Source organism: Oscillibacter sp. KLE 1745 (assembly GCF_000469445.2).
Taxonomy (GTDB): Bacteria; Bacillota; Clostridia; order Oscillospirales; family Oscillospiraceae; genus Oscillibacter; species Oscillibacter welbionis.
On sequence record NZ_KI271687.1, the window covers coordinates 18,583 to 31,093 of the forward strand.

Annotated in this window: 12 protein-coding genes; 7 read left to right on the top strand and 5 right to left on the bottom strand. The window is 53.9% G+C overall.

Going from position 1 to position 12,511, the window contains the following annotated elements; translation table 11 throughout:
- Nucleotides 1-50: 50 nt before the first annotated feature.
- Together HMPREF1546_RS03240 and HMPREF1546_RS03245 are read right to left on the bottom strand one after the other, a co-directional pair.
- The gene (locus tag HMPREF1546_RS03240) at nucleotides 51-692 is read right to left on the bottom strand and encodes a GntR family transcriptional regulator (protein WP_025543544.1); all 642 of its coding nucleotides are present in this window, start codon (nucleotides 690-692) and stop codon (nucleotides 51-53) included.
- A 217-nt stretch (nucleotides 693-909) separates the two neighbouring features.
- Nucleotides 910-1,233 carry a hypothetical protein gene (locus tag HMPREF1546_RS03245; RefSeq protein ID WP_021751682.1) on the bottom strand — a complete coding sequence of 108 codons (324 nt, stop codon included), beginning with the start codon at nucleotides 1,231-1,233 and terminating at the stop codon, nucleotides 910-912.
- A 209-nt stretch (nucleotides 1,234-1,442) separates the two neighbouring features.
- Between HMPREF1546_RS03245 and HMPREF1546_RS03250 the strand changes: the two genes are divergently transcribed.
- Nucleotides 1,443-1,820 carry a hypothetical protein gene (locus HMPREF1546_RS03250; protein WP_021748951.1) on the top strand — a complete coding sequence of 126 codons (378 nt, stop codon included), beginning with the start codon at nucleotides 1,443-1,445 and terminating at the stop codon, nucleotides 1,818-1,820.
- The gene (locus HMPREF1546_RS03255) at nucleotides 1,817-2,125 is read left to right on the top strand and encodes a LytTR family transcriptional regulator DNA-binding domain-containing protein (protein ID WP_198016061.1); all 309 of its coding nucleotides are present in this window, start codon (nucleotides 1,817-1,819) and stop codon (nucleotides 2,123-2,125) included. The genes HMPREF1546_RS03250 and HMPREF1546_RS03255 overlap by 4 nt, the downstream gene beginning before the upstream one ends.
- Before the next feature lie 466 nt (nucleotides 2,126-2,591).
- On the opposite strand, the gene HMPREF1546_RS03260 is transcribed toward HMPREF1546_RS03255, so the two are convergent.
- Complete coding sequence (locus tag HMPREF1546_RS03260; RefSeq protein WP_021748948.1) at nucleotides 2,592-3,419, bottom strand: MerR family transcriptional regulator; 828 nt, start codon at nucleotides 3,417-3,419, stop codon at nucleotides 2,592-2,594.
- A gap of 87 nt (nucleotides 3,420-3,506) precedes the next feature.
- Between HMPREF1546_RS03260 and HMPREF1546_RS03265 the strand changes: the two genes are divergently transcribed.
- From HMPREF1546_RS03265 to HMPREF1546_RS03285, 5 genes are all read left to right on the top strand, one after another.
- Nucleotides 3,507-4,838: an MATE family efflux transporter gene (locus tag HMPREF1546_RS03265; RefSeq protein ID WP_021748947.1), complete on the top strand. Its 1,332-nt coding sequence runs from the start codon at nucleotides 3,507-3,509 to the stop codon at nucleotides 4,836-4,838.
- 26 nt (nucleotides 4,839-4,864) lie between these two features.
- On the top strand, nucleotides 4,865-5,887 hold the full coding sequence (locus HMPREF1546_RS19500) for a GNAT family N-acetyltransferase (RefSeq protein WP_301546141.1): 1,023 nt from the start codon (nucleotides 4,865-4,867) through the stop codon (nucleotides 5,885-5,887).
- 65 nt (nucleotides 5,888-5,952) lie between these two features.
- A complete protein-coding gene (locus HMPREF1546_RS03275; RefSeq protein WP_036630078.1) occupies nucleotides 5,953-6,663 on the top strand; it encodes a TVP38/TMEM64 family protein in 711 nt (236 codons plus the stop codon).
- Between the two features lie 231 nt (nucleotides 6,664-6,894).
- The gene (locus HMPREF1546_RS03280) at nucleotides 6,895-8,103 is read left to right on the top strand and encodes an enhanced intracellular survival protein Eis (RefSeq protein ID WP_021748943.1); all 1,209 of its coding nucleotides are present in this window, start codon (nucleotides 6,895-6,897) and stop codon (nucleotides 8,101-8,103) included.
- A gap of 55 nt (nucleotides 8,104-8,158) precedes the next feature.
- On the top strand, nucleotides 8,159-9,529 hold the full coding sequence (locus HMPREF1546_RS03285) for an MATE family efflux transporter (protein ID WP_021748942.1): 1,371 nt from the start codon (nucleotides 8,159-8,161) through the stop codon (nucleotides 9,527-9,529).
- A gap of 745 nt (nucleotides 9,530-10,274) precedes the next feature.
- On the opposite strand, the gene HMPREF1546_RS03290 is transcribed toward HMPREF1546_RS03285, so the two are convergent.
- The gene (locus tag HMPREF1546_RS03290; RefSeq protein ID WP_021748940.1) at nucleotides 10,275-11,333 is read right to left on the bottom strand and encodes an FUSC family protein; all 1,059 of its coding nucleotides are present in this window, start codon (nucleotides 11,331-11,333) and stop codon (nucleotides 10,275-10,277) included.
- A gap of 810 nt (nucleotides 11,334-12,143) precedes the next feature.
- A partial coding sequence (locus HMPREF1546_RS03295) for a small multi-drug export protein (protein WP_051319937.1) occupies nucleotides 12,144-12,511 on the bottom strand: 368 nt, incomplete at its 5' end.

Consider the following 12,511-nt stretch of genomic DNA (forward strand, 5'->3'; position numbering starts at 1 on the left):
TAATTATTTATTTTTAATTAAAAATAAATAATTAAAAAATGGCCCCATCCTTACAACCGGCGAAGCACACCTTCGATATGCTGCTGTAAACAGTGCTGGGCCCTCGTGATATCTCCGGAACGGATGGACTCTACTAGGCGAACGTGATCTCTGGCTGTGCCGCTAAAGTCCCGGAGCCGCAAAGGGCAAAGCAGATAGTTGGACACTAGAAAGCGCCCCTGTACCCGGTCATACGTCTCCAGCAGAATCCTGTTCCCTGACGCTTCTACAAGCAACCGATGAAAGCGGCGGTCCAACATGGCGAATTCTTTTGGAGAAAAAGAACTGCCGGTGAGGCGGACACCCTCTTCACTGTAACGATTCAATTGGGCTAATACGGTTTCTGCCGACAGCCCAAGGCCGGACATAAACCGCTCCAGCGCATGTCCCTCTACCATTTGACGGACTTCACACATCTGGCGCACATGCTCCTGGTCATACTCCGGCACATAGATGCGGCCATTACCCATGATCTGAAGGATCCCGTCATTGGCCAGTAATTTAACGGCCTGAACCACCGGCGTTCGGCTGACCTCGAAGCGATGAGCCAGTTCGTCCAAGGTCAGGTTTTGTCCCATCTCATAATCACCATTAATGAGGCTCTCAACAATATGCTCATACAAAATTTCGTCCAGGCTGTTCTTTACTTTCATGGAATTCTTCCTCCAGTTAAAATAAGTGTAATCGAGAACAGAGAAAAAAACAATAGGGAATAGAAGTGTCATTTATTGGGCGGCGAAAATTCATGATAAATTCACAAGGGGTTACAAGAAATTATTGTTAAAAATGCCAACAAGATGCTATATGCGTTTGTTTCTGATTCTTATATCTACCATCTCGCTTCACATTAGATAGGCCTTATCAAATATCCTATCCAGCCAGCAGCCAGTGTGATGAGGATGACCACAACATCCCCGCCGGGAAATTGTGCGAGGGAAGAGAAGGTGTCAGTCCAAACAGCATCAAAATCCATGCCAATACAAATGGAACGCTGTATAGCATCAGCGCAGCTTTTCCGACCTTTGCAAAAGGACGATACAACAAGTTCAGCTTCCTTTCCGGCAGCGCCGCCGCCAGCAGAACCTTGCTCCCGCCTGTCCCGATCAGCATTCCAATCACGGCCCCCCGGACGGCATCCAATGCCAGCAGCCTGACAGCCGCGGGGGTAATTTTTCGTGTTGCCTTTTGATTCATGGGGACATCCTTGGTTTTTATCCCCTCTTGTTATCGGCGGCATTGTAGCATGAATGAAGAGCGATAGGCTGGATTTTGGCCCCAGATGTGCGTCCTCGGCTTTAAATGCGAGTTAGTCCTATGCGTTCAGGACAAATTGCATTTATTCAGGACAAAACCTTTCAATCTGATATACTGTGGGAAAAGATGGACAAGAAAGGATTCCGCCTATGGTAGCGATCATTCTTTGCGACGACGATCCCTTCACATTGCAGCTTCTGTCCGAGCTGCTGGAACGGGCGATCCGGCAAAGCAAAGCAGAGGCCAACTTGTCTGTCTGGCCTCTGCTGGTCAGGAGCCGCTCCAGTTTATCCGCAGCGGTGGAAGCTATCTCTATTTTCTCGATTATGACCTGGGAAGGGATTCCCCCCAACGGCGTGGACCTTGTCCGGCAGATCTACCACACGGACCCCGGCGGGAAAATCGGCTTTGTTACCGGCCATGGGGAGAAGGGCATGGATATTCTGCGTAGCGGCGTGCGGCCCTTTGGGTTTATTGAAAATGTGTGGATCAGAATGAGATGGTTCGGGAGTATATTCGATATTTGAAAATGGCGGTGCCGGAGCAGCAAAACAGCGCGGACGGGGACACCGTCGAACTGCCCATCGGGATCGATGAAACGGTACGGCTGCCGGTTTCTGAGATATTGTATGTGGATTCCGTCAAAACAGTGGCCCATTCTATTTGCTGTCATTTGACGGGTCAGGGGGTGACTGCGCGGGAGACGATCGAACACGCCCAGGAACAGCTGGAAGATCAGGTTATCCGCTGCCGTTGCTCTGTTTTAGTAAGGGACATTGCCGCCGCTGGGCAGTTCAGCGTTTGCGATAAAATAATTTTTAAGACGCAGTGATAAAGGGGCTGTATATATACGCGCAAGATAGAACAGAATTTGTGAAGACAGCGCCTTTGCGTTCCTGTAACCTTGGTCCGTGGAGATCGGAATTTACGAAAAAATACAGGAATTGTTCAGGATGCCGTTACAGCTGTTGACATTGATGATGAGCGAACCGCTCTGGTGCTTGTCAGTCTTACTCCTGACGGGAATATTTGCACAGAAAGAACTTATTATGCGATGATTTGCGAGATTGATGCGACGGCATGTAAAGTTACATTTCATGTTACTGACGACGTAGCGTAGCCCTCAATCAAATCCTGGTTTACGATTGAACCCTATGGGCCGCAGAGTGCTTGCGGCTCCATTCTGTTTAAAACCGGGTATGAAATTGCGGCATTAAAACGCATAGTCCGGCGAATAGAGTATGAAGAAGCCAGGGAACGGTGATCTTTTCAGATTGCTGCACCCTGGCTTTTTGTTGTCAATTGAAATTCAAAACCGGGATTTCAATTTTTGTAATATAGTCCTCGATTCTGTCGATCACCAGTTCATTGATCCCAATCTCATAGGCATAGCCGGAGAACTGTAAATGGTGCTGCTCTGCGTAGCGGAGGATCGCTTCATAGCGGGCAGGCAGCCTGTCCCAATTCCCAATGCAGAATGCCCGCAAATAGACCCCGCCGGGGCGCCTGTGGAGTCCCATCCTGTTCTGCGTGTCCGGCAGTTCGATAAACAGCTTGGAGTAGTCCTCAAACCTCCGGGCCAGGAGGTTTTCCACCGGGAGCATGGAGCCGTAGGGAGTCTGGTACATACGCGGAAGCTGATATTTCTTGGTCTGCTCAAGAATCAGCTCGATCTCCTCCTCCAGGGACTTTTCCGGTGATGTTTGCACCGTCGCCAGATACTGCGGTTCCCGCTCAATGAGGGAGATCTCGGAGAGGTCCAGGTCCAAAAGTTCGGTCATCTCCTGGCGGCGGCTGCACAGTTTTGACCGGACGGCCTTCAGCCCCTGGATCGTCCGGTCCAGTTCTGAGATTTTATCCCGAAGCAGGTCCGCCATGCTCCCAGCGGACCTGTTTTTCATAAATTCCTGAATATCCCGGATGGGCACGTTCATGTCCCGGAGCAGCAGGATCACCTCCAGCTCCGTACTCTGGTAATAGCTGTATAGCCGGTACCCATTTTCTTCGTGGATAAACGCAGGCTTGAACAGCCCGATCTCATCATACCACATGAGTGTCTTTTTGTTGATCCCATGCAGAGCGGCAAACTGGCCGATGGTAAACAGCTTCGGTTTTTCCCGCAGCATTTTCAAAACCCCCCTTGACCGTACAGTAACTGTAGGGATTATGATACTCCATGCCGGTAACTACCACAAGAAGCAGGAGGAATTTCCGTGCAGAATGAAATTGCATACAACAGACCCGTCACCCTGACAAACATTCTTAAATTTGCAGTCCCCACCATCGCCATGAGCGTATTCATGTCCTTCTATACGATGGTGGACGGGCTGTTCGTCTCAAACCTGATCGGGACCAGCGCCCTGTCTGCCCTCAATCTGGTCTATCCCGTCATCGCGCTGGTGACGGCCATCTCCACCATGCTCGCAACCGGCGGCAGCGCGGCTATCATGAGAAAGATGGGAGAGGGAAAGCCCGATGAAGCAAAGCAGGACTTTACGTTTCTGATCCTGGTCAATGTCCTGACCGGCCTTGTGATGTGCGGGCTGGGCTATCTGTTCATGGGGAAGATCTTCGGCTCCATGTCCCTGTCCCCGGAGGTCTCCGCCTATTGCTGGGAATATCTGAGCCGTTACCTGCTGTTCACCGTCCCTATTCTTCTGATGAATAACTTCACCCTCTATATGATCGCAGCAGGCAAGGCGTCCCTTTCCCTGCTCTGCTCCGTCGCCGGCGGCGTGACCAATATCGTGCTGGACTACCTGTTTATCGCCGTTTTCCGCTGGGGGATCGGCGGGGCGGCGGTTGCCACCGGCCTGGGGTACTCCATCACAGCCATCGTGGGCCTGCTGGTGTTCTCCAACCGGAACAGTCTGCTCCATTTTGTCAGGCCGGTCTGCCGGCCCCAAACGCTCGGGAGAGCCGTCACAAACGGCTGCTCTGAAATGGCCACCGCGCTGGTCAACGGCATCATCACGCTGATGTTCAACTGGACGATGCTCAAATATGTAGGGGAGGACGGCGTTGCCGCAATCACCATCATCTCCTATGTGCTGGCCTTTGCCGGGTCCCTGTATGCCGGTTATGCCTACGGGGTGGCCCCCATGCTCAGCTTTTATTACGGGGAACAGAACCATGAGAAGCTCAGGAAGCTGGTCCGCACCAGCCTGAAAATCATCGGCGCGATCGCGGCGGCCACCGTGCTCGTCTCTCTGGCTGTCACAGAGCCGCTGGTGTCCATCTTCGCCCGGCCCGGAACACCTGTCTATGACCTGGCTGTGGCAGGAAACCGGATCTGTTCCCTGGCCCTGCTCTTTGTGGGCTTCAACATTTTTGCAAGCGGGATGTTCACCGCGCTTTCCAATGGGCTCATTTCGGCAGTGCTGGCGTTTTCCCGCACCTTTGTCTTTACACTGATCGCCATGCTGGTCCTCCCGGTCATTCTGGGCGTCACCGGGATCTGGCTGGCGACACCGGCCGCGGAGCTGGCGGCAGTCGTCCTGTCCGCCGTCATGCTCCTGAAATACCGGCGGCGCTACTGCTATTGATTCCAGGGGGGAGTATTTTGAAGTTGGTGATTCTGCTGGCCGTAATCGCGGGAAAATGGCTTCTGTGCCTGTGGAGCGGCCTGGGCCTGGTTTTTCTGCTCTTTTGGCTGAAAGGGAAGCAGTTCAGGGGTAATAGCGAAAAATGGGACGATTTCTTTCTTGCGCTGCCGCCGCAAAAGGTGGAGCAGTATGCGATTGGTATTTATCTGGCCGCCGCGCTGCTCTCGTCCGGCATCAGCTATTGTGTCCTGAAATGGGCGGGCTTCCAGCACAGTCTTTTGATCGCAGGTGCGCTGTTTGTGGTCGGAGCCTTGATTACAGAGTACCGGTGGTTCACAAAAAAGCGGGACTATGTGCTGAAGCGGTATCAGGAGATCCCGCAGACGATTTTGGAAAGAAGAAATGGAGAAAACAAAATGGATGGACAGATCGTATTGAGAGAATACCAGACATCAGACCGCCCGGCTTTGATCGGGATCATCCGGGAGACGTGGCAGTATGACAAGTTTGCCTCCCCCAAGACGGCGCAGAAGCTGGCGCGGGCCTATCTGGACAGCTGCCTCACCAATCAGACCTTTACCCAGGTCGCGCTGGTGGATGAAGTCCCGGTGGGGATTATCATGGTCAAAGACCGCAGGGAGAAGAGATGCCCGTTCCGCCTCAGACTGCGGATGCTCCTCTCCGTGGCGTCGCTGTTCCTGTCCAAAGAGGGGCGTATGGTCACCAGGTTCTTTTCCGGCGTGGAAGAAATCGACCGGCAGCTTCTCCAGGACACCCAGACCGAGTACCAGGGAGAGATTGCCTTCTTTGCGGTCAATTCCAGATACCGGGGCATCGGCCTGGGGAAGAAGCTGTTTGATGCCGCGCGGGATTACATGAGGAACCGGCGGATCCGCAATTTCTTCCTGTTCACAGACACCACCTGCAATTACCCGTTTTATGAGCGCCGGGGCATGGAGCGCCGCGGGGAGCGCGTCCACACCTTTGCGGCAAAGGGAAAATCCGGGACCCTGACCATGTTTATTTACGATTCCTTCACAGAATGTTAAGACAGTTTCTGTCGTTTTCCCCTTCACGTGTGATAAAATGCCTTTCACGGCTCAACGATAAAGAGGTGTCTTTTACGAAATCCAGACAGCGTATTCTCTTCCTGACCGCAGCGGGGCTTCTGATTGTCGGAGGTGGATGGTTCCTATACTCCACCGGCTTTTTCCAGGCGGCGTCCTCTCAGGAATCCCTGCGGGCCTACATTGACGACTTTGCGCCATACTCCCACCTGTGTTTTTTCCTGCTCCAATTTCTCTCTGTCGTGCTGGCTCCGATCCCCAGCAATATTACCGCTGCCGCGGGCGGTGTTCTCTTTGGAACATGGCCTTCCTTTTTCCTCACCTTCGCCGCAGTAGTCGCCGGTTCCCTGCTGTTGTTCTGGTTGGCCCGGGTGCTGGGCCGGGACTTTGCCGGGCGTTTTGTCAGCCGGAGGCTGTCTGAAAAATATCAGCAGATCCTCCAGACCAAGGCTCCGGTGTTCCTCACTCTGGCGTTCCTTTTCCCCTTTTTCCCAGACGATCTTCTGTGCATCCTGGCCGGCCTGTCCTCGCTCTCATTCCGCCGCTTTGCGGTGATCGTCCTGCTTGCCCGCCCCTGGGGACTGCTCTTTGCCAGCGCTCTGGGCGGCGCCGCCTTTCATATCTCTCCGTGGGCGATGGTTTTGATTGGTGTAGCGGGGTTAGCCCTGTTTCTTCTGGGGATGAAATATGGGGATCAGATCGAGGCGGCCATCCTGAAGCGCCTGTCCCGGCGGAAAGGCAATGATGCGGCCTGCTGATTGCGGCAGAGGTTCCGGCCTCTTTGGCTCAATGAGAATAGCGACTGTGGACAGCCCCAACAAGGCGGCCGCTTCCGGATTTCTGGCGGCGCTGTCTTGTTGGGGCGTAATCCTGCTTTGAGACAACTGGGATTGTGTTGGGCCATGGGGCGGCTTGTCTTTTATTTGAACTTCCCCTATACTATAACGATAGATATATTTTGTATGAAACGGAGAATTTGGTGATTCTTGATGAATAAAAAAGATTTGAAAATGCGGCCGGTAGGCAATGAGTATCTGGAACAATATAACGCCCTGCTGCGCTATGTATTCCAGGTGACGGATCAGGAACTCAGTTCCGTGGGCTGGCAGGAGAAGGAGATCATCCGGGCGAAATTTCCAACCATGCAGAAAGCGGACGTGATCGGCTGGTTTGACGGCGACACCCTGGTTTCCCAGGTGGCGGTCTATCCGATGCGCGTCAAGGTTTTTGGGAAGACCTATTCCATGGGCGGCCTGACGGGAGTGGGGACCTACCCGGAATACTCCAATATGGGCCTGATGCACAAGCTGCTGGAGCAGGCCCTGAAAAACATGAGGGAGAAAAAGCAGTATATCTGCTATCTCTACCCCTATTCGATCCCCTATTACCGGCGAAAGGGCTGGGAACGGATTTCGGACAAGATCTCGTATGAGATCAAGGACTATCAGCTTCCGAAAAACCACCAGGTCGCCGGCAGCGTGCGCCGGGTGAAGGCGGACGGCGAGGAACTGAAGGAGACCTACGCCCGCTTTGCCGAGCATACCCACGGAGCCATCCTCCGGGATGAGCTGGCCTGGAACGAATACTGGCTCTGGGACCGGGACGATATCATGGCGGCAATCTACTATAACGAGAATGAGGAGCCGGACGGGTATATCATCTACTGGATCGAAAATGAAGTGTTCTATATCAAGGACATGATTTTCAATCATGAGGAGGCCCGCACGGGGCTGTGGAACTTTGTTTCCGCCCACTTCTCCATGATCGACCGGGTGGAGGGCAGCACCTATACGGACGAGCCGCTGGCCTTCCTGCTGGAGGACGCCAGCATCAAGGAGTCCATCTCCCCCTACTATATGGCGAGGATTGTGGATTTCCCCGCGTTCGTCGCGGACTATCCCTTCAAGGCGGACGGTACGGAGCGGGAGTGGCGCTTCTCCATGACGGACCCGATCATGGAGTGCAACCAGGGCTCGTTCCTGCTGAAGATATCAAAGGACGGCAGGGGGACGGCTGTGAAGATCTCCGAGCCGTGCGCCGACAGCATCAGCATCCAGACCATGACGACCATGCTGATGGGCTATAAGCGCCCGGACTACCTCGCCAAAATCGGGAGAATCCACGCCGGCGGGGAGACGATTGACATGCTGGAGGACGCGATTGAGCAGCAGCCACCCTATATATCCGACTATTTCTAAGGGCCGGAATATCATTTTTTCAGACTACTTCCACAAAGGCAGGTGATCCCCCGCTATGCAGAAAGTTGATTTGCTGGAGGGCTCCATTGTTCGGAGCCTGACCAGTTTAGCCCTGCCCATCATGGCCACGTCTTTGATCCAGATGGCCTACAATATGACGGACATGATATGGATCGGCCGCGTATCAGCCAATGCGGTGGCGGCGATGGGCGCCGCGGGAATGTATCTGTGGCTCGCCAACGGCCTTGCCATGATCCCGCGCCTGGGCGGGCAGGTCAAAGTGGCGCATGAGCTGGGCGCGCAAAATATAGAACGTGCGGCCTCTTATGGGCAGGCGGCATTCCATCTCGGGGCCTTGCTGGTGGTTCTGTTTACAACGCTTTGTATCACACTCAACGGGCCGCTGATCGCATTTTTCAGGCTGAACACGCCCTCTGTGATCGCGGACGCACGCACCTATCTGGTAATTGTGGCGGCCGGATTTTTCTTCTCATTCTTCAATCAGATTTTTACGGGGATGTTCACCGCTATGGGGGGAAGCGTGGTGGTTCTGCGCTCCACGGCCATCGGGCTGGTGGGGAACATCATTCTGGACCCGCTTATGATCTTTGGGATCGGCCCATTCCCGCAGATGGGCGTGGCCGGAGCCGCCACAGCCACCGTTCTGGCCCAGGCCATCGTAACAGCCATGTTCCTTCTGGCAGCCCGCCGCGAGATGACCGTTTTTCCGCAAATCCATATATTCCAGGCCAGTCAGTGGAGGGCCTGGGCGGAGATTTTGAAAATCGGTTTGCCTGTCTCCATCCAGAGCATGTTTTTCTCCGGCCTCTCCATGATCCTCGCCAGGCTTGTCGCGGGCTGGGGGGACGCCGCTATCGCGGCTCAGAAGGTCGGTTCGCAGATCGAGTCCATCTCCTATACCACGGCGGAGGGATTTGCCACGGCGGTCAACGCATTTATCGCACAAAACTTCGGCGCGGGCCGGATGGAGCGCATCCGTAAGGGGTATTGGACAGCCATCGGTATGATCGTTGTCTGGAGCGGCTTCACCACACTTATGCTGGTGGCCTTTCCTGTTCCGCTGTTCCGGATATTCATTCCGGATGACCACGTGCTGCAGACCGGCGTGAGCTATCTGCGGATCATGGGTTACTCCCAGATCTTGATGTGCCTGGAGATCACCTCCTCCGGCGCGTTCCAGGGACTGGGCCGCCCAATGCCGCCCACGCTGGCCGGTATCATCGGGAACGCCGCCCGCATCCCTCTGGCTGTATTCCTCAGCGCCACGGTACTGGGGCTGGATGGGGTCTGGTGGAGCATCAGCATCTCCAGCATTGCAAAAGGCATCGTCGTGTTCACCTGGTTTGTGGTGATCCTGCGCCGTTATACACACCGGCAGGCGCAGGGAGTTGACGGACTGGAGTGACCGCCCGCAGGCTGATTTTGGGTATTGTGCCAGGATACAATGCCTCGAAAATCCACCGGCAGGAGGTTGTACGGTTGCGGCATATTGCATACCAAGCTTTTTCAAAAAGGAAATTGACCTTGCGCTGCTGGGGATCGAGAAATGGGCGGATGACCGTGCCTATTTCTGCACACCCAGAAAAGCCGGGATCATAGGCAGGGACGGAGTATCCGGAGCACTGTGCCGCCATGAGTTATACCGTTACGCTGGAACTGCCGGACGGCGCTATGACCCTTGCGGACTGCGGCGACGGGGATCGCCCCAGACAGGCGCCCTGCGCCCCGGATCAGCCGAAGGCTACTTCGTATGTAGCAGGGAGCGGGTTTATCGGCGGTGCGGATGGCCCGGCATCCGCTTTTGTTGGAGAGGAGCAGGGAAAACTTCGGATGGCCTGTTCCTTGCTTCGTTTCGGCGGAGAATGTGGAATAGCGGATGATTTTCCACGAAAAGCAGTTTGAGGACATGACTCTGGAGTGGACTCCGTCAAATGAGGCCAAGCGTTCCATATCTGGAAGATAGAATACGGCTGAGGTGCCTGCGCTGTTAGCGCCGACGTGACTTGACCAAAAGAGAGGTGGGAAAAATCCTAGACCAAAATGAGTAACTAAGTATGGGACAGGGCAGGTTTCTATATATTTTCATCCTCTGGTCAACAATTCAAGACAGCCGCTGTGGAGGTTCCCACAGCGGCTGTTCGTTATGATTGTCAACTCCGTCCCGTTCTGGCATTGGCAAACCGGTCGACTGTAAAGTTATATACATAATAGAAAAGGACGCCGAAACAACACCCGATGATGTTGTTTATAATACGGAGGATAATTGCTGATTTTACCCCAAAGATATTTGTAGCCATAAGAAGCGCGCCAAAACAGTTCAGAAGGGTTTTCCAATGATAGGCGGCGCAGAGGCCGAGCAGCAATCCTGAATAGATTCCCAGATACGAGTGGGCGGAAGCCGGAAGCAGTTGGTATACGATCCCAAATAAAACACTCCCAGCCACGACGCCGCCCAGGCGTTGAAATGCCCGTTTGTTTGGGCGCTCGCCATATTGCGATAGGACCGTCAGGCAGGCACAGCCTACCCACATGATCCGGTCTACCTGAAGTAGTTCTCCGACAAGGATTCCAAGCGATAATCCAAGCGTCACCTGAAACTGCCATTTTCCGAGGGGACCAAAGAGGGAAAAGTCTTTCACGATCTGCGAGAACGTTTTGCCGTAATCTTTCTTCCTGTGATTGATGTAGAAAATGATTCCGCACAGCAGGCATCCCAGCAGCATTTCGAATACCCGGAGCACGAGCAGATGTCCGCCAACCGGATTCCCGTATAGGAACATATAGGCAAACAGGTACAGGCCCGCCCCTCCGTATAACGGCTCGTGGCAGGCGGAGATCACGATAAAGCCGATGCTCAAGAAGTTGATCAGAAACCCCCACGCCGGATTTACGGACTGCGCAATGCAAGGGCTGAAGGTCAGCAGCACAAAGATAATAAAGAAGTTTATCAGGGAGCTTCTGAGGCAGTAGCCGAAGTCAACAAACCGGACCGTCAGCAGAATGCAAAAGATTACCACGGCGGCAGAGCTGTTTTCATCTCCAAACAGAAAGTTTAGAATAGAAATAAAAACGACTGCAAAGAGAACACAGAGGATATCCTTCACAATCAAGGCCGCAATCAATTTGTGCCGTTCAGACGGATTCGCTGCGTTTCTGATTTTCCCCTTACATACAGAGACATCTAATTGCATCGCCTGATAAAAGTTCATCTGGACCTTCCTTTCTCAGAGCATAATCCTATCATATCCGGCGGGGAAATCAAGAACGTAGCCTTTGTAAAAAAACTGTAAACAGTTCCGGCCATTGGGACTGTTAAAGCCGATCCGAATTGATGAAAACAGGCGGCGCCTTCCCTTAGCCGGAACAAATCAGAAAATTTGGGGAGTCACTGTCAACGGCGTGGGTGCAAGGGAGCGGGACAGGGTACTTACAGCTTCAGCTTCATCCGGTCCGTCTGAATGCCCCTGCCTGATTAGAACAGAGAGCTGTCGTTGTTCTGATCGGCAGGGGCGTTTTGTGTCCGAAGCCATTTCTGCGCAATGGCTTTGGACTTTTCTGAATAGGAGTCCTATGTTGCCTGCTAAATACAAACGGAGCAAAATGAAAGCGCAAAATATGAAACGGATGCGGCGGCCGGACTGTCGCTCCCTCGCACCGGACATCTTTCGCAGCAACGCATCAGCCATGGAGTACAGGCCAGCCCCGGCCCACTCTTTTAAAAAATGTTTGATCTGCCGGGACCTTCCTCTTAAAGCGGCAGAAAACCGACGCTGGCAGGCTGTTTGAAGTTACGACTGCTTTTCAAATAGAGGATAGTTCTGCGCATCTCCTGAAAAACGGCAGGACCTTATTCTCCTGCTGCATGAATACCTGCCGGAGGCCATTCCACCAGTTGTACATTTCCGGGCGAATGCGGCGCAGGGTCATTCCTCTCACTGCCCCATCGCACATGGGGAAGTTCCTGTATAGAAAGGAGTATCAGCCGCCGCAGGCGGCTGATTACACACGTACAGCGAAACTCACCAAAAGACTCGAATGACGCCGCAGGTCACGGTGGTGGTAATGATTCCGGCGATGAGGACGCCAAGCGCGATGGCGGGGAGGGCTGTCCGGAGCCGGAGGTCCAGCACATCGGCCACCAGGGCGCCGGTCCAGGCCCCGGTCCCCGGCAGCGGGATTGCCACGAGGATGATCAGGCCGATGGTGCGATACTTTTTCACGATTCGGCCCTTGAGGTGTGCCCGGCGCTCCAGCCAGTCGATTTTCGGTCCAACCCAGCTGGATTTGCGCAGCCAGTCAAAAATACGGCGGAGCAAAAGAATGAGAAAGGGGATTGGAAGGAGATTGCCGAGGATGGCGGCAGCCGCCGCTGCGGCTGGCGGCAGGC